At 61.2% G+C, this 23,023-nt stretch carries 23 protein-coding genes and 1 pseudogene; 16 read left to right on the plus strand and 8 right to left on the minus strand.

From position 1 onward, the window contains the following. Positions 1 to 47 precede the first annotated feature (47 nt). Positions 48 to 922: pseudogene (locus ACR9ZQ_RS24115) on the plus strand (LysR family transcriptional regulator). Here ACR9ZQ_RS24115 and ACR9ZQ_RS24120 read toward each other — a convergent pair. After that, on the minus strand, positions 919 to 1,824 hold the full coding sequence (locus tag ACR9ZQ_RS24120) for a LysR family transcriptional regulator (RefSeq protein ID WP_481428920.1): 906 nt from the start codon (positions 1,822 to 1,824) through the stop codon (positions 919 to 921). The pseudogene ACR9ZQ_RS24115 and the gene ACR9ZQ_RS24120 overlap by 4 nt on opposite strands. A 125-nt stretch (positions 1,825 to 1,949) precedes the next feature. Here ACR9ZQ_RS24120 and ACR9ZQ_RS24125 point away from each other — a divergent pair, with 125 nt between their 5' ends. Together ACR9ZQ_RS24125 and ACR9ZQ_RS24130 are read left to right on the plus strand one after the other, a co-directional pair. After that, positions 1,950 to 2,714 (plus strand): SDR family oxidoreductase, encoded by a 765-nt coding sequence (locus ACR9ZQ_RS24125; protein ID WP_310379512.1) that lies wholly within the window; start codon positions 1,950 to 1,952, stop codon positions 2,712 to 2,714. A gap of 134 nt (positions 2,715 to 2,848) precedes the next feature. Next, positions 2,849 to 3,598: an SDR family oxidoreductase gene (locus ACR9ZQ_RS24130; RefSeq protein WP_310379514.1), complete on the plus strand. Its 750-nt coding sequence runs from the start codon at positions 2,849 to 2,851 to the stop codon at positions 3,596 to 3,598. A 62-nt stretch (positions 3,599 to 3,660) separates the two neighbouring features. On the opposite strand, the gene ACR9ZQ_RS24135 is transcribed toward ACR9ZQ_RS24130, so the two are convergent. Further along, positions 3,661 to 4,524, minus strand: a complete 864-nt coding sequence (locus ACR9ZQ_RS24135; RefSeq protein WP_310379516.1) for an NmrA family NAD(P)-binding protein — start codon at positions 4,522 to 4,524, stop codon at positions 3,661 to 3,663. Between the two features lie 250 nt (positions 4,525 to 4,774). Here ACR9ZQ_RS24135 and ACR9ZQ_RS24140 point away from each other — a divergent pair, with 250 nt between their 5' ends. Continuing rightward, positions 4,775 to 5,695 (plus strand): DMT family transporter, encoded by a 921-nt coding sequence (locus tag ACR9ZQ_RS24140; protein ID WP_481428921.1) that lies wholly within the window; start codon positions 4,775 to 4,777, stop codon positions 5,693 to 5,695. Positions 5,696 to 5,766: 71 nt separating this feature from the next. Continuing rightward, a complete protein-coding gene (gene coaBC, locus ACR9ZQ_RS24145; RefSeq protein ID WP_310379520.1) occupies positions 5,767 to 6,978 on the plus strand; it encodes a bifunctional phosphopantothenoylcysteine decarboxylase/phosphopantothenate--cysteine ligase CoaBC in 1,212 nt (403 codons plus the stop codon). Here coaBC and ACR9ZQ_RS24150 read toward each other — a convergent pair. Then, positions 6,965 to 7,777 (minus strand): class II glutamine amidotransferase, encoded by an 813-nt coding sequence (locus ACR9ZQ_RS24150; RefSeq protein WP_113325163.1) that lies wholly within the window; start codon positions 7,775 to 7,777, stop codon positions 6,965 to 6,967. The genes coaBC and ACR9ZQ_RS24150 overlap by 14 nt on opposite strands. Before the next feature lie 543 nt (positions 7,778 to 8,320). Here ACR9ZQ_RS24150 and ACR9ZQ_RS24155 point away from each other — a divergent pair. The 5 genes from ACR9ZQ_RS24155 to otsA all read left to right on the plus strand — a co-directional run bounded on the left by ACR9ZQ_RS24155 (position 8,321) and on the right by otsA (position 14,188). After that, complete coding sequence (locus ACR9ZQ_RS24155) at positions 8,321 to 9,004, plus strand: FadR/GntR family transcriptional regulator (protein ID WP_481428922.1); 684 nt, start codon at positions 8,321 to 8,323, stop codon at positions 9,002 to 9,004. Beyond that, positions 9,001 to 10,293, plus strand: a complete 1,293-nt coding sequence (locus tag ACR9ZQ_RS24160; protein WP_481428923.1) for a CynX/NimT family MFS transporter — start codon at positions 9,001 to 9,003, stop codon at positions 10,291 to 10,293. Before ACR9ZQ_RS24155 ends, ACR9ZQ_RS24160 begins: the two co-directional genes overlap by 4 nt. Positions 10,294 to 10,391: 98 nt before the next feature. After that, positions 10,392 to 11,930: a S10 family peptidase gene (locus ACR9ZQ_RS24165; protein WP_310379528.1), complete on the plus strand. Its 1,539-nt coding sequence runs from the start codon at positions 10,392 to 10,394 to the stop codon at positions 11,928 to 11,930. A gap of 47 nt (positions 11,931 to 11,977) precedes the next feature. After that, positions 11,978 to 12,775, plus strand: coding sequence for a trehalose-phosphatase (gene otsB, locus ACR9ZQ_RS24170; protein WP_310380065.1), 798 nt, complete (start codon positions 11,978 to 11,980; stop codon positions 12,773 to 12,775). 39 nt (positions 12,776 to 12,814) lie between these two features. Further along, positions 12,815 to 14,188, plus strand: coding sequence for an alpha,alpha-trehalose-phosphate synthase (UDP-forming) (gene otsA / locus ACR9ZQ_RS24175; protein WP_310379530.1), 1,374 nt, complete (start codon positions 12,815 to 12,817; stop codon positions 14,186 to 14,188). 82 nt (positions 14,189 to 14,270) lie between these two features. Here the strand turns inward: otsA and ACR9ZQ_RS24180 are convergent, their stop codons facing one another. Beyond that, positions 14,271 to 14,786, minus strand: a complete 516-nt coding sequence (locus tag ACR9ZQ_RS24180; protein ID WP_405049681.1) for an Lrp/AsnC family transcriptional regulator — start codon at positions 14,784 to 14,786, stop codon at positions 14,271 to 14,273. Positions 14,787 to 14,879: 93 nt separating this feature from the next. On the opposite strand from ACR9ZQ_RS24180, the gene ACR9ZQ_RS24185 reads away from it, so the two are divergent. Continuing rightward, entirely contained in the window at positions 14,880 to 15,266 is a 387-nt protein-coding gene (locus ACR9ZQ_RS24185) for a RidA family protein (protein ID WP_310379534.1), read from the plus strand. A gap of 39 nt (positions 15,267 to 15,305) precedes the next feature. On the opposite strand, the gene ACR9ZQ_RS24190 is transcribed toward ACR9ZQ_RS24185, so the two are convergent. Beyond that, complete coding sequence (locus tag ACR9ZQ_RS24190) at positions 15,306 to 16,013, minus strand: glutathione S-transferase family protein (protein WP_310379535.1); 708 nt, start codon at positions 16,011 to 16,013, stop codon at positions 15,306 to 15,308. A gap of 110 nt (positions 16,014 to 16,123) precedes the next feature. Between ACR9ZQ_RS24190 and ACR9ZQ_RS24195 the strand changes: the two genes are divergently transcribed. Next, entirely contained in the window at positions 16,124 to 17,017 is an 894-nt protein-coding gene (locus tag ACR9ZQ_RS24195; protein ID WP_310379537.1) for a LysR substrate-binding domain-containing protein, read from the plus strand. Here ACR9ZQ_RS24195 and ACR9ZQ_RS24200 read toward each other — a convergent pair whose 3' ends face one another. Next, positions 17,018 to 18,601, minus strand: coding sequence for a peptide chain release factor 3 (locus tag ACR9ZQ_RS24200; RefSeq protein WP_310379539.1), 1,584 nt, complete (start codon positions 18,599 to 18,601; stop codon positions 17,018 to 17,020). A 90-nt stretch (positions 18,602 to 18,691) separates the two neighbouring features. On the opposite strand from ACR9ZQ_RS24200, the gene dut reads away from it, so the two are divergent. Both dut and ACR9ZQ_RS24210 read left to right on the plus strand, forming a co-directional pair. After that, the gene (gene dut, locus ACR9ZQ_RS24205; protein WP_310379541.1) at positions 18,692 to 19,162 is read left to right on the plus strand and encodes a dUTP diphosphatase; all 471 of its coding nucleotides are present in this window, start codon (positions 18,692 to 18,694) and stop codon (positions 19,160 to 19,162) included. After that, entirely contained in the window at positions 19,159 to 20,052 is an 894-nt protein-coding gene (locus ACR9ZQ_RS24210) for a GNAT family N-acetyltransferase (protein WP_310379543.1), read from the plus strand. The genes dut and ACR9ZQ_RS24210 overlap by 4 nt, the downstream gene beginning before the upstream one ends. A gap of 2 nt (positions 20,053 to 20,054) precedes the next feature. Here ACR9ZQ_RS24210 and ACR9ZQ_RS24215 read toward each other — a convergent pair whose 3' ends face one another. Then, the gene (locus tag ACR9ZQ_RS24215) at positions 20,055 to 20,522 is read right to left on the minus strand and encodes an Lrp/AsnC family transcriptional regulator (RefSeq protein WP_007813484.1); all 468 of its coding nucleotides are present in this window, start codon (positions 20,520 to 20,522) and stop codon (positions 20,055 to 20,057) included. 96 nt (positions 20,523 to 20,618) lie between these two features. On the opposite strand from ACR9ZQ_RS24215, the gene ACR9ZQ_RS24220 reads away from it, so the two are divergent. Next, entirely contained in the window at positions 20,619 to 21,533 is a 915-nt protein-coding gene (locus ACR9ZQ_RS24220; protein ID WP_310379545.1) for a DMT family transporter, read from the plus strand. Positions 21,534 to 21,554: 21 nt separating this feature from the next. On the opposite strand, the gene ACR9ZQ_RS24225 is transcribed toward ACR9ZQ_RS24220, so the two are convergent. Further along, on the minus strand, positions 21,555 to 22,073 hold the full coding sequence (locus ACR9ZQ_RS24225) for a Dps family protein (protein WP_310379547.1): 519 nt from the start codon (positions 22,071 to 22,073) through the stop codon (positions 21,555 to 21,557). 231 nt (positions 22,074 to 22,304) lie between these two features. Between ACR9ZQ_RS24225 and ACR9ZQ_RS24230 the strand changes: the two genes are divergently transcribed. Continuing rightward, positions 22,305 to 22,922, plus strand: a complete 618-nt coding sequence (locus tag ACR9ZQ_RS24230; protein WP_310379549.1) for a LysE family translocator — start codon at positions 22,305 to 22,307, stop codon at positions 22,920 to 22,922. The last annotated feature ends 101 nt before the right edge of the window (positions 22,923 to 23,023 follow it).

The raw sequence follows: 23,023 nt of genomic DNA on the forward strand, positions 1-23,023 counted from the left end.
TGTCCAATATATGAAACTGGCAATCCTGATAGGTTTTGGAGATAGCGATGGAGCTGCGGCATCTGAGGTATTTCTGGCAGTGGCCGAAGAGGGTAATTTCACGCGGGCGGCCGCGCGCCTCGGCATCGGCCAGCCGCCGCTCAGTCAGCAGATCCGTGATCTCGAAAACGAAATCGGGGCGATGCTCTTTCATCGCGTGCCGCACGGGGCGGAGCTGACGGCAGCCGGTACGGCCTTCCTGCCGGAAGCCAAGGCGTCGCTTGCGGCTGCCGAAAAGGCGCGGATTGCGGCGCAGAGCGCCAATCGTGGCGAGACTGGCCGATTGTCGCTAGGCTTCACCGCCTCTTCGGCCTTCAATCCCATCGTCAGCACCACGATCCGCCGCTTTCAGGCCCGATGGCCGGATGTGCAGCTGTCGCTGACGGAGATGAATACGCTCGGCCTGATGCAGAAGCTGGAACGCGGTGAACTCGATGCGACCTTCATGCGACCCGGCCTCGACGATCCCGATGGCATCAGGCTGAAGCGCCTGCCGGATGAGCCGATGGTCGTCGCCCTGCCGGCCAGCCACCCGCTGGCCAAGCAGAAGGTGCTGCCGCTTGCCTTGTTGGCGAAGGAACCTTTCATCCTGTTCCCGCGCCTTGTCGGCCTCAGTCTCTATGACGACGTGGTGCGCGCCTGCCGCGAGGCGGGTTTCGACTTGAAGGTCGCTCAGGAGGCGCCGCAGATCTCTTCGGTTGTCAACCTCGTTGCCGCCGATCTCGGTGTCTCGATCGTGCCTGCCTCGATTTCGCAGATCAAACTTTCCGGTGTCGCCTATCGCCCGATCGAGGGGCCGCCGGCCGTGGCGCGGCTGGCACTCGCGGTACTGCGCAGCCAGCGCTCTCCGGTGACCGAAAATCTCTTGGGGCTTTTAAATTAGCAGTCCGGATCCCAATAGGGCGGATCACCGAAGGTCTTTTTCAGATGATCGGCGATGGCGCGCAGCTTGGCGGAGGGGTTTCGGCCTTCGGGATGGGCCATGTAGATGAATTCCGGCTCCGGCTTTGCGCCGACATCGATCTCTATCAGGCGGCCATCGCGAACAGAGGGGCCGGCAATGAAGGCCGGCAGGAGTGCGATGCCGAGACCTTCGATCGCCGCATCATGCAGCATGTCGCCATTGTTGATGCCGAGGCCGAGCATCGCGCGGATGATGACGGTGCCCTCCTCCGTCTGGAAGCGCCAGTCGGCGGCGCCGCGGTTGGTATAGAAGACGCCGCGATGATCGTTGAGATCGGACAATGAGGCAGGCTTGCCATGACGCTCGATATAATCGGGCGAGGCGACCAGCAGCCTGCGGCTGCGAGCGAGCTTCCACGCGACGAGCCTTGTATCGGCGATGGCGCCGTGGCGGATGATGGCATCATAGCCGTCCGAAGCCGGATCGACACGCCTGTCATCCATGTCGAGCGTCAGCGCGATCTGCGGATGCGCCTTTAAAAACGGATAGAGGGCAGGCCCGAGATGCAGGCGACCGAAGGTGACGGGGGCTGCAATGCGCAACGGGCCTGAAAGCGTGCCGCGGCGCTCGGCCATATCGGCCACGGCGTCTTCCATCTCGCGGACGATGCGCCCAGCGCGCTCCAAAAAGGCGGCTCCATCCTCCGTCAAGGTCAGCTTGCGTGTGGTGCGATGGACGAGCATGGCGCCCAATGTCTTTTCGAGCTCCGCCAGCCTTTCGCTGACGACCGATTTCGACAGACGCAGCCGCCGCGCGGCTTCGCTCACCGAGCCCGCCTCGACTACGGCAACAAAAGCCGCGATCCCTTCGATTTTCATCATCGTTCGGCTTTTCCGAATTCGAACTCCGCGATCAGGAGACTAATCCGAACGAAAGAAGAATGCCATCTTCCAGTCATCGAAACGGGACGGCAATGCCGATCCAACCCAAATTCAGGAGATGGACAATGAATCGTCTGATCAACAAAGTTGCAATCGTCACGGGCGCAAGCTCCGGCATCGGGCGCGTTACCGCCAAGCTCTTTGCCGCCGAAGGCGGCAAGGTCGTCGTCGGTGCCCGCCGCCAGGCCGAGCTTGAAAGCCTCGTTGCCGAAATCAAGGCTGCTGGTGGTGCCGCCGTTGCCGTTGCCGGCGATGTCCGCTCGGAAGACTATCACAAGGCACTGGTCGCAGCCGCCGTTGAAAATTACGGCAAGCTCGACATCGCCTTCAACAATGCCGGCACGCTCGGCGAAGCCGGCCCAAGCACGGAAGTCTCCGAGGCAGGCTTCAGCGATGCGCTGGCGATCAACCTGACGGCTTCCTTTCTTGCCGCCAAGCACCAGATCGCCGAAATGGTCAAGAATGGTGGTGGCTCGGTCGTCTTCACCTCGACCTTCGTCGGCTACAGCTTTGCCTTCCCCGGCGTTGCTGCCTATGCCGCCAGCAAGTCCGGCCTCATCGGCCTGACGCAGGCGCTCGCCGCCGAATACGGCCCGCAGAACGTCCGCGTCAACGCGATCCTGCCAGGTGCTGTCGATACGGACATGTATCGCGAAATGAATGATACGTCGGACAAGCAGGCCTTTATTACCAACCTGCATGCGCTGAAGCGCGTCGCAGCGCCGGAAGAGCTCGCTCGGTCGGTGCTGTACCTCGCCTCCGATGACGCAAGCTTTGTTACCGGCACTGCCACGCTGGTCGACGGCGGTGCCTCGATCACCCGCACCTGATGACTAAAGCGCGATTATCCGCCACAGATTGATGATCCCTCCTGAAACGAGCAGATTATCGCGCCGACCTGCTTCCTGCACTCGCTCAGCATCAAAAGCGCCCAGCGCCAAACGGACACAGAAGGAATACGACAATGACTCGTCTCGCAAACAAAACAGCCCTGATCACCGGCGGCACCAGCGGCATCGGCCTTGAAACCGCGCGCCAGTTCATCGCCGAAGGCGCACGTGTGGCCATTACCGGCAGCAGTGCAAAGAGCGTGGAAGCCGCTCGCGCCGAACTCGGCGACAAGGTTCTCGTCATCCAGGCCGATGCCGGCAATGTCGCCGGTCAGGCCGCCGTCGCCGAAACGGTGAGGAACGCCTTCGGCACGCTGGACATCCTCTTCGTCAATGCCGGCATTGCCGAATTCGGCCCCGTCGAGGGTTGGAGCGAAGCCGCTTTCGACAAGTCTTTCGCGATCAATGTCAAAGGGCCCTACTTCCTGATCCAGGCCTTGCTACCGATCTTCTCGAAGAAGGCTTCGATCGTGCTCAATACCTCGATCAATGCCCATATCGGTATGCCGAATTCGAGCGTCTACTCGCTGACGAAGGGTGCGCTGCTGACGCTTGCCAAGACGTTGTCTGGCGAACTGATCGGTCGCGGCATCCGTGTCAACGCCATCAGCCCCGGCCCGATCGCCACGCCGCTCTATGGCAAGCTCGGCATGTCGGAAGCCGATTCCAAGGCGATGGCCTCCCAGATTCAGTCGCAAATCCCGGTCGGCCGCTTCGGTGATGTCAGCGAAGTCGCCAAGACCATCGTCTTCTTCGCCTCGGATGAGGCTGCCTATATCGTCGGCAGCGAACTGATCATCGACGGCGGCATGAGCAACCTCTAAGCCCCCTTGATATCAGGGGTGTCGACCAATGGCCGCGGTTTCTTTTGACTGCGGCCTTTCGCTTACGCGCCGGCGACGAGGCGGCGGATCACTGTTTCGATGCTGGTCGTGCCCTTCAACGATTTCTCACGTCCGGCCTCAAAGTCGATCCAGCCTTCGTTGAAGCCGTCGAGCATGCGCATGCGAGGCTCGGGGTTCTTCATGCCCTGGGCACGGAACAGCTCTTCCCAGCTTTCCTTCGGCACGACTTCCGCCGTCACCGGCTTGCCGAGCACCTTGGCGAAGGCGGCGGCAATCATGGCCGGGCTGACGCGTTCCTGCGCTTCCAATTCCGCCACGCGCGCACCCTGCCAGTTCTCGCGGAGCATCTTCGTACCGAGCACGCCGATATCATCCACGGCAATCATCGGCACGGCACGGTCGAGCGGCTGAAGGAAGCTCGGGATGACGCCGGTTTCGCGTGCGGGCGCTACATCCCAGGCGGCGTTTTCCATGAACCAGGCGGCGCGCAGGAAAGCGACCGGGATGGAGAGTGTCGAAAGCTCCTTCTCGACGATGCCGAGTTGGCTCAACAGGTTCGGCTGCATGGCCTGTGCGCCGACCGTCGACAGGCAGACGAGCTTTCCGGGCCTTGCAGCCTCAAGCGCGGTCTTCAGTGTTGCCAGCATGCCTTTCGCCTCCGGGAAGCCCGGTGCGGGATCAAAAAGCGGTGGGATGACGAGAAAAACACCTTCCGCGCCTCTGAACGCTGATGTCAGCGATACAGCGTCGTTCATATCGGCGACAGCGATCTCGCAGCCCCGCTCTTTCCAGCCGGCGGCCTTTTCCGGATTTCTCACGACGGCACGGACCTTGGCGCCATTCTTCAGCAGATGATCGGCAACGGCGGCGCCGACCTGGCCTGTCATTCCGGTTACAGCAAACATGGGGTAACTCCTTTATTTGGGTTGGCCCACTATGCTGCCGCACAATCTTTGACTGAAGTGCGCTTACGTCATAGGATTGATGACATCAAAGCAGTAATTTCGACTCGTTTTGCCAAGCCCGTCTCCGCTATGTCGCAGGCAGGCTCTTGTTTCCGCCCGCGATAGGGCATATCGGCTAGGCGATATTTCTTCGCGACCGCTCCACATCCCTTTCCTGCCGGAGCCCAGTCCCATCTCTTCGGAGTTTCACATGCTGATCGGCATCCTCTGCGGTCTGGCCACCTGTGCGCTATGGGGGCTAAGCTTTGTCGCCCCGCGCGTCGTCGCGCCCTATACGGCGATCGACCTGACCGTGGCACGCTACGGGCTTTTTGCCGTCGTCAGCCTTATCCTGATGATCAATCCGCGCTTTCGTCCGGTGGGTTTGCGGCGGTCGCTTGTTCTGACCGGCATTGCGCTCGGCAGCATCGGTTATGTCGGTTATTTCATGAGTATTTCCTATGCCGTGCGTTACGCAGGCACTGCCATTCCACCGCTCGTCATCGGCACGATGCCCGTACTGCTTGCCATCATCGCCAATCTCAAGGACCGGTCCATCGACTGGAGAACACTGGCAATACCGCTGATCCTGATAGCTGCCGGCATCGGCTGGGTGAATGTCTCGATCTTCGCCACGACATCAGCCAGCGATCAGCCGGAGATCCTGCTCGGCATCGTCGCCGCGCTGATCGGCCTGGCGCTCTGGGTCGCCTATGGCATGATGAGCGCTGCGGTCATGCAGTCGCAGGATGCGCCAAGCGCCATACACTGGACCGCCTTGCAGGGGATCGGCGCCGGCATCGGCGCACTCGTCCTTCTGCCCTTCACCTCGCTCGGGGACACTGTCAGCTTCACCGGAACGCAGACCTTTCACTTCGTGCTATGGGCGACAATCATGGGCATTGCCGGCTCGTGGCTTGCCACGCTGTGCTGGATGATCGCCGCGCGCCTTCTGCCGCTGGCGCTTGCCGCCCAGCTGATCGTCGCGGAAACCGTCTTCGGGCTGTTTTACGGCTTTCTGTTCGAACAGCGCATGCCGACCGTGCCCGAAGCCGGCGGTGCGGTCCTCCAGCTGATCGGCGTCGGCATGGCGATTGCGATCTTCACGCCGAAGCGGGTCAAACAAGCCTGAGTGCCGCGATTGCATGTTTTCTGCCAAAGGCTTAGGGTTTTTCCCAGTCAAAGAAGCGGCGGGAAAAAACCATGGCTCTCAGCGGCAAACGCATCCTCCTCATCATCTCGGGCGGCATCGCCGCCTATAAGAGCCTCGATCTTATCCGACGCCTGCGGGAGCGCGGCGCTTCCGTGCGGCCGATCATGACGAAGGGTTCGCAGGAATTCGTGACCTCGCTTGCCGTCGGCGCGCTCGCGGCCGACCATGTCTTTACCGATCTCTTTTCGCGGCAGGACGAGCAGGATGTCGGCCATATCCGGCTGGCGCGCGACTGCGATTTGGTGCTGATCGCGCCCGCCACCGCCGATCTCATGGCGAAGATGGCGCATGGGCTTGCCGATGACCTCGCTTCCACGGTGCTGCTCGCCACCGACCGGCCGGTGCTTGCCGCCCCTGCCATGAACCCGAAAATGTGGGCGCATCCGGCGACGAAACGCAATATCGAGACATTGCGGCGTGACGGCATCCGCTTCATCGGTCCTGTCGCCGGCGAGATGGCGGAAAGCCGCGAGACCGGCACGGGCCGTATGGCCGAACCGCTGGAAATAGCCGCAGCTGCCGACGCCCTGCTCGATGATGGTCCGAAACCGCTTGCCGGCAAAAGAGCGATCGTCACCTCAGGTCCGACGCACGAGCCGATCGACCCGGTGCGCTACATCGCCAACCGCTCCTCCGGCCGGCAAGGTCATGCCATTGCCGCAGCGCTGGCGCAACTCGGCGCCGATGTGACGCTGGTGTCCGGCCCGGTAACCATTCCTGATCCTGCGAGCGTCAGGATGGTGCATGTCGAGCGAGCCGAAGAGATGCGCGATGCTGTGCTCGCTGCCCTTCCCGCCGATGTCGCCGTCATGGTGGCTGCGGTCGCCGACTGGCGGGTGGCTTCGGCCGCCGACCAGAAGCTCAAGAAGCATCCAGGCGAATCCATTCCGACGCTGGCGCTGACGGAGAACCCGGATATTCTCAAGACCGTCGGCCATCACACGACGCGGCCTAAACTGGTGATCGGCTTTGCAGCAGAGACGCAGGATGTCGAGGCCAATGCCAAGCTGAAGCTGGAGCGCAAGGGTGCTGACGTGATCGTCGCCAATGACGTATCGCCTTCAACCGGCATCATGGGGGGCACGCGCAACAGCGTAAAACTCATCCGCCGCGACGGCATCGAGCAATGGCCCGATCTTTCCAAGGACGAGGTGGCGGAACGGCTGGCGGCGATGATCGCCGAACGACTTAAGCAGGAATAGAGACAGGCTCTGGCCTTGCGGACGCGCGCTTTTCAGGCCGGAAGGACGTGATCTCAAGACCATCGGCGCTGACAATCACAGCACTGCCATCGGGTATTTCCTGCCAGGCATCACCATCGTCATTCAGCGGCTCGGACACGAGGCAATAGCCCTCGGCAAGCGGCGAGGCATAGAGTGTCGGCGCCTTGCGGTCGGTGGCATAGCGGACCGCGTAAAGAGACTTGCCGTCCGAGAAGGCCGCGGTGAAGCGCAGCAGCACGGAGCCGAGAATATTTTCCGCCAGGCCTTCGACGAAGGCGATGGTCTGGGCCACAGCGGCGATCGGCGCATCCCGCAGGCCGAACTGCAGAGCGAGCAGGAACAGAAGCTCGGAATCCGTCGTGCCACTGCGGGCGTTGAAGAGCTCGTCATCCAGCATGGTCTCCATCGGCCGACGCAGCCGCTCGAAGCCGGAGATCTGGCCGTTATGCATAAAAGACCAGGTTTCATGCGTGAAAGGATGGCAGTTGTCGCGCCGTGTGCCGCCGCCGGTCGCTGCCCGCACATGGGCGAGGAACAGCGGTGAACGGATCTGCCGCGCCAGGCTCTTCAGATTACAGTCGGACCATGCCGGTAAGATATCGCGATAGCGGCCCGGCTCAGGCCGGTCACCATACCAGGCGATGCCGAAACCATCGCCATTCGTTGCCGTCTTGGCGCGGGTGGCACAATGGGATTGCTCGATCAGGGAATGGGCGGGCGAAGACACCAGCTCCTCCAGATAGAGGGGGTCTCCGCGATAGGCAGCCCAGCGACACATGCTCTTGCTCCGGCCCACCGCCTGCTGCGGCAGGAATGCTGAAAACATCTTGGATAGTCTGATGCTACGGCTAACAACGACTTAACGACCACCCGATTTGCAAGGCGAAGATGACAAATTCTTGACGCCGACCGAGATCACTTTCCGCAAAAACGATATGGATTTGCGTGATCGCAGCGGCAGAAAATCAGGTAATTGAATGAGATAACCAGACGTCGGCTAAAAAACAGCCATGCGTTTTCCTCTTGCATCTCGGAGGAATCGGGCTACTTTTGATCCATCGTCAACTTAACGAAAGGAAGGTGATCCAATGTCTAATGAGTTTTCGGACCTCGTAACAGGCATGGAAGTGGTGATGAAAGCGAGGCAGCCCTCGCTCTAAACCCCACCTTCCTAGGGCCGCATCAGACGGTCCGGGCCAGTCACAGGCCAAACCTCATGGAAAGGGTCGCGAAAGCGGCCCTTTTTTATTGCTTTCTTTGCCCCGTTGACGCTCGAGCGGAAGAGCATTATTCATAAAGTCATCTGATGACTTTATGAATAATGCTCTTGCAACCTCTCAACAAGACCAATCTTGCCGACACGGCCACTGAAGCGATCCGCAACGAGATACTCGCCAAACGCTGGGCTGTCGGCGAGAAACTGCCGAATGAGGCCTCGCTTTCGGCCATGCTGTCGGTCAGTCGCGGCACTGTGCGCGAGGCCGTGCGCGTTCTCGTCTCGCAAGGCTTTTTGGAAACACGGCAGGGCTCCGGCACCTACGTGCTTTCGACAACCGATAGCAGCCGACCGCTCACCATGGCGCGGCGCGCCAGCCTGCGCGACCAGTTCGAGGCGCGCTGCGCGCTCGATGTCGAAGGCGCGCGGCTCGTCGCCATCCGCAAGACACCCGGCATCATCGCCGGGCTTCGCGCATTGCTTGACGAACGTGGCAATTATGAAGGCGGCGATCCGGCAGGTTTCATCGAACGCGACCTTGCCTTCCACAAGGCCGTCATCGCCGCCTCCAACAACCGGGCGATGATCGAGATCTATGATTTCTTCTCCACCTCGATCGCGGAGACGATTGCCGCCACACTCGACAAGGCGATTCCCGAGCCTGACATGCAGGCGCACCAGTCGATCGTCGACGCCATCGAAACCGGCAGCCCTGACAAGGCCGATGCAGCCGTGCGCGGCTTCATGGCACCCATCCTTTCCGCGCTCGACCGGATGCTTCTTTCATGAGGATGCCCATACAGAATGTCACATCCTCGTTCGACGCCGTCGACGAGACGATGATCGATGCCGAAAACGACAGCCTGCCTGTACCATTGCCGCCGCAGAAGCAGAGCCCGACGGCTCGCTTCCTGCTCGGTGCCAGCCTCGTACTGATCGCCTTCAATCTGCGACCCGTGTTTTCCAGCGCTTCCGCCCTGCTGCCGGAAATTCGTACCGAACTCGGCCTGTCGCCGCTCGGCGCCAGTCTGCTGACGACCCTGCCCGTCGTCTGCCTTGGCGCCTTCTCGCCGCTGGCGCCGCGACTTGCCCAGCGCATCGGCTCGGAGCGGACACTGCTCGGCGTGCTCCTGCTGCTGACGCTCGGTACGGCGCTGCGCGGTCTTTCCTCCGTTCCCTTGCTCTTTTTCGGCACCGCGCTTGCCGGTGCTGCGATCGCCGTCGGCAACGTGTTGCTGCCCGGACTGGTGAAGCGCGACTTCGCCGCGAATACGGCTCTGATGACCGGCTTCTATACGATGGCGCTCTGCGCGGGCGCTGCCAGTGCCGCCGGCCTGACACTACCGATCGAACATGCGCTCGGCAGCTCGCTGGAAGGCGCGCTCGCCATCTGGGCACTGCCTGCCCTCGTCGTCGGGCTGATCTGGCTGCCGCAGGTCTTTGCGAGCAGTCGACAGGCGCGGCGCAGCGGTTTCCGTGTCGAAGGTCTGTGGCGGGACAAGCTCGCCTGGCAGGTCACGCTTTTCATGGGCCTGCAATCGGCGCTCGCCTATTGCGTCTTCGGCTGGCTGGTGCCGATCCTGCGTGAACGCGGTCTTGACGGTGTTGTGGCCGGCGGCATCGTCTCGGTCTCCGTCATGGTACAGGCCGCCGCCTGTCTCATCGTGCCGCATATCGCGGTACGCGGTAGGGATCAGCGCCTCATCAACGTGACGCTCTGTGCCTTCGCCGTCGTCGCACTTCTCGGCCTGCTCTTTGCGCCGCTTTCCACCGTCTGGGTCTGGGCCGTGCTACAGGGTATCGGTCAGGGCGGGCTGATCGCCGCGGCGATGACAGCCATCGTGCTGCGTTCGCGCGATCCGCATGTCGCCGCTCACCTTTCCGGCATGGCGCAATGCGTGGGCTATCTGCTTGCCGCCATCGGCCCGTTCATCGTCGGTTTGATCCGCGGCTGGACGGGAAGCTTTGCCTGGTGCGCAGTGCTTTTCGTCGCGCTCGGGCTTGGTGCCGCCTTCAATGGGTGGCGGGCCGGTCGAGCGCTGCATGTGAATGCACGCACGATCGAGAAGGACGAATGAGCCAGGCTCACTTGCGTATCACCATCTCTTGATCTCCATCGAAGGAATGCGGCTGCTACCCTATCTCAGCCGCATTCTGGTCCACCGGAGGAAAATCCTTGCGCTTCCGATCCCTGCTTCTGTTCGCCGCGCTGACCGCTACGCTCGCACCCGCCTTCTCCTTTGCGCAGGAGGCTGGCGAACGCGGTGCCCCTGCAGCACAGGGTTCGTCCCGAGAGGGCGTCCTCAAGCTGCTGCCAGGCGATTCCGTTACCGAGCACGAGTTGACGACGGCCGATGGACGCAAGATCGTCTATACGGCCACGGCAGGCACACTTGATCTCTTCGGTCAGGATGGCGGGCAGAACGCTGCGATCTTCTACACCGCCTATGTTGCCAAGGATGCCGGGCCGGACCGGCCGGTCACCTTCGCCTTCAATGGCGGGCCTGGTGCGGCTTCCGCCTTCCTGCATCTCGGCCTTGTGGGGCCGAAGATACTCGACTTCGGGCCCGATGGCCGCGACGGCGCCAATGCGAAGCTCGTCGATAACACGCATAGCTGGCTCGATTTTACCGATCTCGTGCTGATCGATCCAATCGGCACCGGCTGGAGCCGCACGGTGAAGGCCGACGACGCCTCGAACTACTATAATGTCGGCGCCGACGCGCAGTCGATGGCGAAGACGATCGCCCTCTACGTGGCGCATAATAACCGCGGCAATTCACCGAAATATCTGCTCGGCGAAAGCTATGGCGGCTTCCGCGCCGCCAAGGTCGCTTCGGCCCTGCAGCAGAGCCAGGGCATCATCATCGCCGGCACCGTCATGCTCTCACCGCTGCTCGAAGGTCAGCTGATGTTCAATGCCGACCAGTTCGCGCTGGGTGCTGCGCTGGAATTTCCCTCATTGGCAGCCGCCGAAGCCGACCGGCGCAAAAGCTTCAGCGAATCCGGCCAGCGCGATGCCGAGAGTTTCGCGCTTGGCGAATATCTCACGACGCTTGCCGGCCCGACGCCGACGGGCGATGCGGCAACAGCCTTCTACAACAAGATCTCCGGTCTTACGGGCATTCCGCAGGATGTCGTTACCCGCAATCGCGGCTTCCTCGGCGATGCTTACGCCAAGCATTCCGGCAAGCAGGCGGGAGAGGTGATGAGCCCATACGACGCTGCCTTCGCCACGCCGGACCCTTATCCGGAATCCGATTACGACCGAGGCGACGATGCGATCCTTGACGGCTTTACCCGCGCCTATGGCGGCGCCTTCGCCGACTACGCCCGCAACGAGCTCGGCTTCAAGACCGAGATGACCTATACGCTGCTCGAAAATGATGTCAGCCAGCGCTGGGAGTGGGGCAGCGGCCGTGGCGGCGGTTCACGTTTCCAGGCGAGCGCCACCGATGATATCAGGCAGATGCTCGCCTCCAACCCATCTTTCCATCTGCTGATCGCTCATGGCTACAACGATCTCGTGACGCCCTACGGCGTCAGCCGTTATGTGGTGGATCACTTGCCGCCGTCCCTAGCGGGAAATCGTGTATCGCTGAAGCTCTATCGCGGCGGGCATATGTTCTACACGACCGCCGGCCAACGCGCCGCATTCACGGCGGATGCAAAGGCCTTTTATGCCGAGCATCCCGCCAACCCGCCGGCGGATTGAAGACGATCAAGGGTTGCCGGAGGGGCGTGCTGACCTATTTCTCCGGCATGGCAAACAGCAATCAGCTACCAGAAGCTCCGCCATCCGGCAGCGCTTCCCGGCAGGACGAAACCCTCTCCACACTCTCTTCCTATCTTCAAAACGGCGCACTCTTCCTCGATATCGACGGCACGCTCCTCGATCTTGCGCCGACGCCGGATGAGATATTCGTGCCGCCGTCGCTTCCTGCGCAGCTCGACACGCTGTCGCAGAGGCTCGGCGGGGCACTGGCTCTGGTGACCGGGCGAGGTCTTACCTATGCCGACCGTCTCTTCACCCCCTATCAGTTTCCCATCGCCGGACTACACGGAGCCGAACGCCGCAACCCCGACGGCAGCATCTTCAAGGTGGAGCCAACGGCCGAGTTCGAGAGGCTGAAGATTGAACTTCGGGCAGAAACGGCGGGCTGGACCGGCATCCTCATCGAGGACAAGGGCGCGGCCGTCGCCGCCCATTTCCGTCTTGCGCCGGCGCGGCAGGCGGAACTGACGGAACTGATGCAGCGTTTCCTGAACCGTGCAGGACCGGATTGGGCCCTGCAGCACGGCAAGATGGTTCTCGAAATCCGGCCCGCCAGAGCCAACAAGGGCGATGCATTGGAAAGCTTTCTCGCAACTCCAGCCTTCCGCGGTCGTCATCCGATCGCCATCGGTGACGATGTCACAGATGAGGCGATGTTCGGCATGGCGAACCGGCTTGGCGGTTACTCCATCCGCGTCGGCCCGCCGTCTGCAGGCACTGCCGCCCGCGGCACTCTGCCTTCCGCGGAAGCGGTCCGCGAGATCGTCGCGCGTTTTGCCGGCTGATTGTTTTTTTGCAGTTATTTCTAATGAAAGGAATTTGCCATGAGCCGCCTTGTCGTCGTTTCAAACCGCGTGCCCGTTCCGGAGAAGAAAGGGGCGGCGTCTGCCGGCGGGCTCGCTGTGGCACTAGAGGCCGCCCTCGGGAAACGGGGGGGCGTCTGGATGGGCTGGTCGGGCAACGTCAACGACGAAGGCGAACCCGGTCCACTTGCGATCGAGCAGCGCGGCAACATCACCTATGCGCTGACCGACCTGACATCCAAGGATGTCGACGAATATTACTTCGGCTTCGCCAACCGCATGCTCTGGCCGATCTGTCATTACCGGCTGGATCTCGCAGAATACGGGCGCACGGAGATGGCCGGCTATTTCCGCGTCAACCGCTTCTTTGCCCATCGGCTGGCGCCGCTGATCAAGCCTGATGACATCATCTGGGTCCACGATTATCACCTGATCCCGCTTGCCGCCGAACTTCGGCAGATGGGCCTCAAGAACAAGATCGGCTTCTTCCTGCATATTCCCTGGCCGCCGGCCGACGTACTCTTCGCCATGCCCGTCCATGAGGAAATCATGCGGGGGCTTGCCGCCTACGATCTCGTCGGCTTTCAGACCGATCACGACCTTGAAAATTTTGCGGGCTGCCTGCGCCGCGAGGAGATGGGCGACATGATCAGCGAAGGGCGTTTTGTCGCCGGCGAGCGCACGTTCCGCGGTGGCGCCTATCCGATCGCCATCGAGACGGCCGCCTTCGCCGAATTCGCCAGGAAGGCCGGCACGCACAGCATGGTGCTGAAGGCACGCCATAGTATCGAAGACCGCAGCCTTATTATCGGCGTGGACAGACTGGATTATTCCAAGGGCATTACCCAGCGTATCGATGCCTTCGAGCATTTCGTCACCAACAATCCGGCACATCAGCGCCAGGTCACCTATCTGCAAATCACACCAAAATCGCGCTCTGAAGTGCCTGAATACGAGGCAATGCAGCGCACGGTCGCAGAACAGGCCGGCCGCGTGAACGGTGCACTCGGCACGGTCGACTGGGTGCCGATCCGCTATATCAACCGCTCGGTGAGCCGGCCGGTGCTTGCCGGCCTCTATCGGCTCGCCAAAGTCGGGCTCGTGACGCCGTTGCGCGACGGCATGAACCTCGTCGCCAAGGAATATGTTGCCGCACAGAACCCTGATGATCCGGGCGTGCTGGTCCTCTCCCGTTTTGCCGGCGCGGCGCGCGAGCTGAACGGCGCGCTGCTTGTCAATCCTTACGACATCGTCGGTACGTCCAATGCGCTGGCGCGCGGCCTCAACATGCCGCTCGAGGAGCGCCGCGACCGCTGGCAGCGGATGATGGACCATCTGCTGGAGCACGACGTCTCGCGCTGGTGCGATGACTTCCTCGGCGATCTCGCCGCCTGAGCAATTTGACGGGCGCGGCACCATGGGCCGCTCCCTCTGGAAGAACAGCACTATAGCAGTTGGGATGCAGCGCTTCGGCACTTCAGGCCGGCAACGGGTTCTCCGGCCAGTCCGCCGTCATGTTCGCCTGGACAGGCCGCTCCAGATAGGTGGAAAGCGCAACATAGCTTTTGGTAGCCGTCACGCCGGGAACGGCATGAACTTGCGAGAGAAAGGCTTCCAGTGCGCGCGGGCTTTCGGTCCGCACCTTGAAGATGACACTGGCGTCGCCGGCAACCGAATGCATCTCCTCTACCTCGGGAAAGCGGCAAAGCTGCATCAGCCTTTCGCTTTTGCCCCAGCCCACAGCCTCGACATGCACGAAGGCCAGCAGCGGCTTGCCAAGCGCCGTGCCATCGAGCGCAGCGTGCGCGCCTTTCATGACGCCGGACCGGCGCAGCCGCTTGACGCGCTCATGCACGGCGGGCGGCGACAGATTGACGGCTTTGCCAAGCGCCGCATAGCTCTGCAGGGCATCCTCTGCCAGCGCGCCTAATATTTTTCGGTCGAAAAGGTCCAGTTGCTCGGGCTCTCGCCTGCGGCGTCGAATGCCATTCATTTCTTTTATCATTCGGAAAACTCGCCTTATCGCCGAAGAATATTCGGTGATAATAGCGCCAAGCTTTCAGATACTCGAGGGAGGGACTTTCAAATGGAACTGGTGAAGCACAGTCCGAGCAGCGGCATCTACGCGGCAACGTCAGATTATGTCCATGCGATGGAGGTCAGGAATCCCGCCCGCTTTCTGTTCGTGAGCGGCACAATGGGCCTCCACGCGGAGGGTGCGCCGGGCAGAGATCTGTCGGCCCAGCTCGATCTCATCTGGTCGAACCTGCGGGCAATTCTTGCGGATGCAGATATGGACGTCGGCAATATCGTGCGGCTGACCAGCTATTTACGGGATGCTGACTATGCCGAAGCAAACCAAAATGCGCGGCTGGCCGCGCTCGGCGATCATATCGTACCGACCACCGCCATCGTCGTTCAAACGCTTCAGAAAGACTGGCTGGTGGAAATCGAAATCATCGCTGCCGCGTGAAATGCCGCCTTGTCTGGACAAGGCGGCACCATGGGATGTTCAGGCAGCCTGGCGCAGCAAGCCGAGCGCTTCTTCCAGATCGATTTCTCCCAGAAAGCGACCGGTGCTTTCCGCCTTTTCCTGATGCTCGATCGCATGCGCGAAGCGAACGGCCGGCTCCTGCAGCATGCGCTGATAGAGGTCATTCAGCGCAGGAAACTGGCTGATATCGACGACCTTGTGAAAGTCGTTCCAGCGGGCGATGCCAGTGAAATAGGCATCCGCAATGCCGGGCCTGTTGCCGAGCAGGCATTTCCGGCCGGCAAGCAGCCCCTCCAGCGTGCGGTGCGCCTTTTCCACCTTGGCCGTGCCGTAGGCGACGAGAACGCCTTTTTCGGCCGGTTCCAGTTCATGCTCGACAGCGTACCAAAGCGGGCTGAAAGCATTGAAGAAGCTGGTGTTCAAATAGGCGAGCATCTGGTTCAGGCGATCGAAATCGGCGGTGCCCTGCGCAAAGCCCAATCCTTTATCGATCGATTGCGCGCCTATGTAATTCAGGATCGCCATGCTTTCGCTGATCAACCGGCCATCGGGCAGCAGCAATGACGGCGTTTCGCCGACGGTGTTGATGCGCCTGTATTCGTCACAGGAGACGACTTCCGGCATCTGAACGCGGCAGAGACGGTACGGCAGGCCAGACCATTCCAGCGCAACGATCGAACCAAAGGAACAACCTTCCGGCACGCCGTAAAACAATATCAGGGACATTATCGGGTCCTTTCCATAGGAATTATTGACCCGGCCAATATGATTTCGTGGACGATGAGGCAGTAGATGGCGATAATGCATCTTAAAGTCCACAAGTATGGAAGATGAATGTGACCGCCTTCAACCTCAACGACCTCCATCTCTTCGTGCAAGCGGTGGAAAGCGGCAGCTTCACGGCGGCAGGACACCATCTCGGCATTCCGAAATCGACAATCAGCAAGCGCGTGGCGGAACTGGAGGAGAGGCTCGGCGTGCGGCTGATCCAGCGCACGTCGCGCAGCTTTGCGCTGACGGATATCGGCAGGGATTTCTTCGACCATGCGCAGGCGTCAATCATCGAAGCGGAAATGGCCGAGAGTATCGTGCGCAACCGCCTGGGAGAACCGAGCGGTATCGTCAGGCTGACCGCAGCGGTGCCGACGGCACAATTCACGCTTGCCGACCATATGGCCGAACTGACAGCACGCTATCCAAAGCTGAAGGTATCACTGCATGTAACGGATCGCTTTGTCGATATCGTTCAGGAAGGCTTCGACATTGCGCTGCGCAGCCACCGCTTTCCACTCGGGGATTCGACGCTCGTGCAGCGCCGGATCGCGGCTCACCCGTTCCTGCTCGTCGCTTCGCCCGATTACATAGCGCAATATGGGAAGCCCGAGCGGGCCGAGGACATCGCCGGCCACAGGGCAATCATGCCCAGTCTCTCCGAGGAGCAGTGGCGTCTCACCTCGGATAACGGCGCTGAGACTGTGGTAACGCCTCGGCCCATCATGGCGGCAGACGAGCCGATGGTGCTGCTGAAAGCGGCTGCGGCCGGCATGGGCATCACCATTCTGCCGACATCGGTCTGCAACGACGCTTTGAAGGACGGCCAACTCGTGCGTCTGCTTCCCGGCTGGACAGCAGGCAGTATCACCACGACGATCCTGATGCCGCACCGACGAGGGCAATTACCCTCCGTGCGCGCGGTCGTCGAGTTCCTTGCCGAACGGCTGGCGGGGTGATCAGGCGGCCTTGGCCGCGTGATATTCCTTGATCGCCACCATCTTGATCGCCGGATAGCGCTCCGCCTCGTAGCGCAGCGAGAAACCATCCTGCGCCAGGAAGACAGGGTCGCCATCGAGATCTCGGGCGATATCGCCGCGCTTGACGGTGAGGAACTTGTCGAGTTCAGCAACCTGGTCGGACGAAATCCAGCGGCAAACGGAGAAGCGCGACATTTCGAAGGAGACCGGCAGGCCATATTCGGCCATCAGGCGCTCCTTCAGGACGTCAAGCTGCAGCGCGCCGACGACACCGACGATGGCAGGCGAACCGTCCTCCGGCTGGAAGAGCTGAACGACACCTTCTTCAGCCATCTGCTGCAGGGCTTCCTTCAGCTTCTTGGCCTTCATGGCGTCTTCCAGGCGCACACGGCGCAGGATTTCCGGCGAGAAATTCGGCACGCCCTGGAAAACCAGGCTTTCGCCTTCCGTCAGCGTATCGCCGATGCGCAGCGTGCCATGGTTCGGAATGCCTACCACATCACCGGCAAAGGCCGTATCGGCGAGCTGGCGCTGCGAGGCGAAGAAGAACTGCGGCGCGGTGAGGCCAAGCTGCTTGCCGGTACGTGCTAGCCGCGCCTTCATGCCGCGCTCCAGTTTGCCGGAGCAGATGCGGGCGAAGGCGATACGGTCGCGATGGTTCGGGTCCATGTTCGCTTGAATCTTGAAGACGAAGGCCGTCATCCTGTCTTCGGCGGCATGCACGGTGCGGATATCGGCCACCTGGTCACGCGGTGGCGGAGCAAAATCACCGAGCGCGTTGATGAGGTCGCGCACACCGAAATTGCGCAGGGCCGAACCGAAGAAAACCGGCGTCATATGACCTTCGAGGAAAGATTCCCGATCGAAGGGACGGCAGGCCTCGATTGCCAACTCGACTTCTTCGATGAAGGCATCCCGCTCGTTTTCCGGCAGGCGATCGGCAACACTCTGCGGACCATTGACGGCGGTGACGGCGATTTCCGTATCGGAGCCGCGAACGGTGTTTTCCTTCAGGTGATAGGAACCGCAGAAGGTCTTGGCGCGACCGATCGGCCAGGTGACAGGGGCCGTATCAAGCGCCAGCTTTTCCTCGACCTCATCCAGGATCTCGAAGGGATCGCGGCTTTCGCGGTCCATCTTGTTGATGAAGGTGATGATCGGAATGTCGCGCATGCGGCAGACTTCGAAAAGCTTCAGCGTGCGCGGCTCGATACCCTTGGCGGCGTCGATGACCATGACGGCGGCATCGACTGCCGTGAGCGTACGGTAGGTATCGTCGGCGAAGTCTTCGTGACCGGGCGTGTCGAGAATGTTGAAGACATTGCCTTCATATTCGAAGGTCATGACCGAGGTGACGACCGAGATGCCGCGTTCGCGCTCGATCTTCATCCAGTCCGAGCGGGTCTGAATGCGGTCCTTCTTCGCCTTCACTTCACCGGCGAGCTGAATGGCGCCGCCGAACAGCAGCAGCTTTTCGGTGAGCGTCGTCTTACCCGCGTCCGGGTGCGCGATAATAGCGAATGTGCGGCGGCGGGAGACCGCCTCGGCGAGACTTTCGGCCATAATGTAAATCCTGTGGAATTGCCGCGTATCTAGCGATTAAAGCGCGCCATTGCAATTGACCTTGCGGCACGAGGCACGAAGTAATGCCGCATGACCATTCACACAGATACTCGCCCCACCCTCAATTTGATCCGCCTGCCGAACGGCCAGGGCCTGGATCTGCCCGCCTATGAAACGCGTGGTGCAGCCGGCATGGACCTGCGCGCGGCGATCGACGAGGACAAGCCGCTGGTGCTGGCGCCTGGCAAACGCGCGCTCGTTCCAACGGGCTTCGTCTTTGAAATCCCTGAGGGTTTCGAGGGCCAGGTGCGCCCGCGCTCCGGCCTTGCAGCCAAGAACGGCGTCACCTGCCTCAATGCGCCCGGCACCGTCGACTGCGACTATCGCGGCGAAGTGAAGGTCATTCTCATCAATCATGGCGAGGAGGATTTCACCATCACGCGCGGCATGCGCATCGCGCAGATGGTGATTGCACCATTCATCCAGATCCGCATCGCCGAAGTCTCGGAAACGACCGAAACCGCGCGCGGCGCCGGTGGCTTCGGCTCGACCGGGGTATGAGCGTCGCCGATTCAGACGGGCTTACCTTCCGACAGGATTATTTCAGCGATCCGGCGGCCTGGAGCGCTCTCGTTTCTCTTCTCGATGATACGTTCGGCATCGATATCGATCCGCTGCGCGAACTTGGCGGCCCAGACCCGGCCAGTATGCCGTTCGGCTGGTTTACGGATGAAGGCCTGCTCGCCGCCAATCTCTCCGCCTTCGCCATGCCTTTTGTCCTCAACGGCAGGCTCGTCAATGCCGCCGCCTTTCAGTCCGGCGCAGTCCGTCCGCCATGGCGCGGCCGCGGCCTTTACCGCGATGTGACGGGCAAGGCGCTTGCCTGGTGTGAGGCGCGGGATTTCGAGGCCATCATCCTCTACACGGACAAGCCGACGCTTTATGAGCCCTACGGCTTCCGCTCGCTTCCGCTTCACAAGTATGTCGGCGCTGCACCAATGTCTGAAGCTGCCGCCACCTCACGGCCTGTTCAGCCGCCCGATGCCGATGATCTCGCCCTGCTTCAGGGCCTGCTGAAGAACCGCAAGCCAGTTTCGGAGACGCTTGCTGTCGCCAGCAGCTCTGCGATGTTCCTCATCAACACGCAGCTCGATTCCGACGTCCGCTTGAGCTATCTGGAAGAGAGCGAGGCCGTCATCGCATGGAAGATGCCGGCACCCGGCCACGTCGTTCTCCTCGATGTGGTCGCGCGTGAAATCCCGTCCCTCGCCGCCATCCTTGCCGGTCTCGGCATCCAGGCAACGTCAGTCGAAACGCTGTTCCGGCCGGACAGGCTCGGCTGGTCCGGCGAGGCGACGCCTTACGGAGGCGGAACACGGCTCATGCTGCGTGGACTGGAGGAGATGAGCCTCGATCATCCCGCAATGCTGTCGCCAATGGCGGATTTCTGAGGCTATTTTTTCCGTATCAGGGGCGGCAGGCGTCGCTTGACCGGCGAGGATTTGATCATCGAGGTATTGGTTTCCGCGCGCTCGGCGACCTTGTCGAGAATGTTGTCAAGCTCTCCCATGGAGCGGACGACGAGGCGGGCGATGAAACAATCGTCTCCAGTCACCTTATCACATTCGATGAATTCCGGCGTGTCCTGGATAATACGCTCGACGATGTGGAGCTGGCCGGGCAGCGGGCGCACCCGCACGATCGCCTGCAAGGGATAACCGATCGCCGCCGGATCAAGATCGATGGTGAAGAGCGTCACGACGCCGCGATCCTCGAGCCGACGCAGACGCTCTGCCGCGCTCGGCGAAGAAAGTCCTACAGCCTGGGCGAGCTCTTTTAGGGAAATACGCGAATTTCCTGCCAACGCCTCTATCATTGCGCGGTCAATATCGTCGACTGCCTGCATCTCGTTAGCCAACATGGCAAAAACTCCTAACAAGATTAGGTTTATCCAGCCTTTCCCTTTTTCAGCTTATAGAAAATGCTGCGATGCCGCAATACAATTTCCCGCTAACGAATGGAGATGGCGATGCAGAGTGACATCAGAAGAGGCACAGCAGAGATGACGGCAGCGATGCTGATCTCGGGAACGATCGGCTGGTTCGTCGTCATGTCAGGTCAGCCGGTCAGTGGCGTGGTCTTCTGGCGCTGCTTCTTCGGCGCACTGACCCTGCTTGTGGTTTGCACTGCGCTCGGCCTCCTGAGGCCCGGCATCATCAGCCTGCGGTCGCTCGCTATCGCTGTCTTCGGCGGCATAGCGATCGTCTCCAACTGGCTGCTGCTGTTCGCCTCCTATTCGCACGCCTCGATCTCGATCGCCACGACGGTTTACAACACCCAGCCCTTCATGCTGCTTGCGCTCGGCGCACTCTTTCTGGGGGAGAAGATCACAGGCACCAAGCTCTTCTGGCTCGGGCTTTCCTTTGCCGGCATGGCCGCTATCGTCGAGGCGAAGCCAAATACCGACGCCGTCTCCGGCAGCTACGGTCTCGGCATCCTGATGGCGTTGGGTGCCGCCTTCTTCTATGCACTTGCCGCGCTTGCCGCCAAATGGCTGAAAGGCACGCCGCCGCATCTGATCGCGCTGATCCAGGTTTCCACCGGCATCGTCATGCTGGCACCGATGACCGATTTTTCGAACCTTCCCGCCAATACCAGTTCCTGGATGATCCTGGTCGCTGTCGGCGTCGTCCACACCGGTCTCATGTATGTGCTGCTTTATGGCGCGATCCAGAAGCTGCCGACGCATCTGACAGGCGCTTTGTCTTTCATCTATCCGGTCGCCGCGATCCTGGTCGACCGCTTCGCTTTCGGCCACACATTGCAGCCGATGCAGATTGCCGGGGCGGCAGTTATTCTGCTCGCCGCCGCCGGCATGAATCTGGGCTGGTCGCCGGCGAGACTTATTCGCCTGCCGGCGGCCGGACGCTGAGCCATTACTTCGGCTTACTTGTTACTTCGCTTGGCGCGTCGTTTCGAACAGGAACCAGGTACGGCGCTCGCTCTGGTCGATCCAGTTTTCGATCAGGCTTGCGGTCGCGACATCGTTATGCTCGTCGCAGACTTCGTGCACTTGGCGCAGGATTGAAACGAGGTGAAGGTTGTCTTCGCGCAGCTCGGAGAGCATATCCTCGGGGGTGACGTAGTCAGCATCATTGTCCGGAATGCGCTGCTGGCGGGCGATCTGGCCGATCGAGCGCAGCGTCGTGCCGCCGATCTTGCGGGCGCGCTCGGCAACCTCGTCCGTCATATCGAAGATCTGTTCCGCCTGCTCATCGAGCATCAGGTGGTAATCGCGGAAGTGCGGGCCAGACATGTGCCAATGGAAGTTCTTGGTCTTCACATAAAGCGCAAACACATCGGCGAGCAGCGCGGTCAACGCGGCCGAAATATCGGTGATCGCGTTGGTCGGCAGGTCGGAAGGGGTCTTGAGCGGTGAACGTCTGCGGGCTTCGGCTGAGGTAGTCGACATGCATTCTCTCCTTGGTGATGAAAACCTTCTGCGCCGACAGCCTCGGGAAGCCGCGGCGGGCCGTGTCTGCGGCCGCTTGCAAGGGGAAAATAGCAAGGCAGGATCGCTTTCCAAGTAGATCATGGTTCAGCCGACCTATTCTTTATGGTTATGGACAGATCAGCGCCAGGCGATTGATGAGGCCTGCCTTGCGCGCCTATAGAGAGGCTGCGCAAGTCAGTGGATACGAAGATGGGCCTTACCGTCCTGATCGCCTATGCTGGAGCCTTGTTCATCGCCGCCGCAATTCCCGGCCCGGGGATCACGGCAATCGTGGCGCGTGCACTCGGTTCGAACTTCCGCGAGACCTTCTTCATGGGTCTCGGCCTCGTGCTCGGCGACATGACCTATCTCACCGCTGTCATCCTCGGTCTTGCCTTCGTGGCGCAGACCTTCACTGAGATCTTCCTCGTCATCAAGATCGCCGGTGCTCTCTATCTCGGATACATCGCCTGGAAGCTCTGGACTGCCGGCCTGCTGCCGCAGGATATCGCCGCGAAGAAATCCAGCAGTGCCGGCATGTCCTTCCTGTCCGGCCTGCTTGTGACACTCGGCAATCCGAAGACCATGTTGTTCTACGTGGCGCTGGTGCCGACCTTGATCGATCTCGGCAGCATCGGCATGCGCGAGTATCTCATCCTGCTCGCCGTCACTTTCGTGGTGCTTATGATCGTGCTCATCCCCTACATGATGCTTGCGTCGCGCGCCCGCACGATGCTGAAGCAGCCGCGTGCATTGCAGGCGCTGAACCGCGTCGCCGCAAGCATCCTGGCGGGCACGGCAGCCTTCATCGCCACGCGTGCAGCCTGAAATAAACATTCGGCAACGGACGGTTCTCAAAGGATTTTTTCTCCGGCTCAAGCGGCCGGCGGGTGAAGCCACTCTGGTCTCATCACCACTTTGACCCTATT

Source organism: Rhizobium sp. KNZ14-9A, assembly GCF_056755015.1.

Bases quoted from the DNA above. Each gene is read 5' to 3' on its own strand.
- ACR9ZQ_RS24120 (WP_481428920.1), bottom strand. From the start codon at position 1,824: ATGATGAAAATCGAAGGGATCGCGGCTTTTGTTGCCGTAGTCGAGGCG.
- ACR9ZQ_RS24125 (WP_310379512.1), top strand. From the start codon at position 1,950: ATGAATCGTCTGATCAACAAAGTTGCAATCGTCACGGGCGCAAGCTCC.
- ACR9ZQ_RS24130 (WP_310379514.1), top strand. From the start codon at position 2,849: ATGACTCGTCTCGCAAACAAAACAGCCCTGATCACCGGCGGCACCAGC.
- ACR9ZQ_RS24135 (WP_310379516.1), bottom strand. From the start codon at position 4,524: ATGTTTGCTGTAACCGGAATGACAGGCCAGGTCGGCGCCGCCGTTGCC.
- ACR9ZQ_RS24140 (WP_481428921.1), top strand. From the start codon at position 4,775: ATGCTGATCGGCATCCTCTGCGGTCTGGCCACCTGTGCGCTATGGGGG.
- coaBC (WP_310379520.1), top strand. From the start codon at position 5,767: ATGGCTCTCAGCGGCAAACGCATCCTCCTCATCATCTCGGGCGGCATC.
- ACR9ZQ_RS24150 (WP_113325163.1), bottom strand. From the start codon at position 7,777: ATGTGTCGCTGGGCTGCCTATCGCGGAGACCCCCTCTATCTGGAGGAG.
- ACR9ZQ_RS24155 (WP_481428922.1), top strand. From the start codon at position 8,321: ATGCTCTTGCAACCTCTCAACAAGACCAATCTTGCCGACACGGCCACT.
- ACR9ZQ_RS24160 (WP_481428923.1), top strand. From the start codon at position 9,001: ATGAGGATGCCCATACAGAATGTCACATCCTCGTTCGACGCCGTCGAC.
- otsB (WP_310380065.1), top strand. From the start codon at position 11,978: ATGGCAAACAGCAATCAGCTACCAGAAGCTCCGCCATCCGGCAGCGCT.
- otsA (WP_310379530.1), top strand. From the start codon at position 12,815: ATGAGCCGCCTTGTCGTCGTTTCAAACCGCGTGCCCGTTCCGGAGAAG.
- ACR9ZQ_RS24180 (WP_405049681.1), bottom strand. From the start codon at position 14,786: ATGAATGGCATTCGACGCCGCAGGCGAGAGCCCGAGCAACTGGACCTT.
- ACR9ZQ_RS24185 (WP_310379534.1), top strand. From the start codon at position 14,880: ATGGAACTGGTGAAGCACAGTCCGAGCAGCGGCATCTACGCGGCAACG.
- ACR9ZQ_RS24190 (WP_310379535.1), bottom strand. From the start codon at position 16,013: ATGTCCCTGATATTGTTTTACGGCGTGCCGGAAGGTTGTTCCTTTGGT.
- ACR9ZQ_RS24200 (WP_310379539.1), bottom strand. From the start codon at position 18,601: ATGGCCGAAAGTCTCGCCGAGGCGGTCTCCCGCCGCCGCACATTCGCT.
- dut (WP_310379541.1), top strand. From the start codon at position 18,692: ATGACCATTCACACAGATACTCGCCCCACCCTCAATTTGATCCGCCTG.
- ACR9ZQ_RS24210 (WP_310379543.1), top strand. From the start codon at position 19,159: ATGAGCGTCGCCGATTCAGACGGGCTTACCTTCCGACAGGATTATTTC.
- ACR9ZQ_RS24215 (WP_007813484.1), bottom strand. From the start codon at position 20,522: ATGTTGGCTAACGAGATGCAGGCAGTCGACGATATTGACCGCGCAATG.
- ACR9ZQ_RS24220 (WP_310379545.1), top strand. From the start codon at position 20,619: ATGGAGATGGCGATGCAGAGTGACATCAGAAGAGGCACAGCAGAGATG.
- ACR9ZQ_RS24225 (WP_310379547.1), bottom strand. From the start codon at position 22,073: ATGTCGACTACCTCAGCCGAAGCCCGCAGACGTTCACCGCTCAAGACC.
- ACR9ZQ_RS24230 (WP_310379549.1), top strand. From the start codon at position 22,305: ATGGGCCTTACCGTCCTGATCGCCTATGCTGGAGCCTTGTTCATCGCC.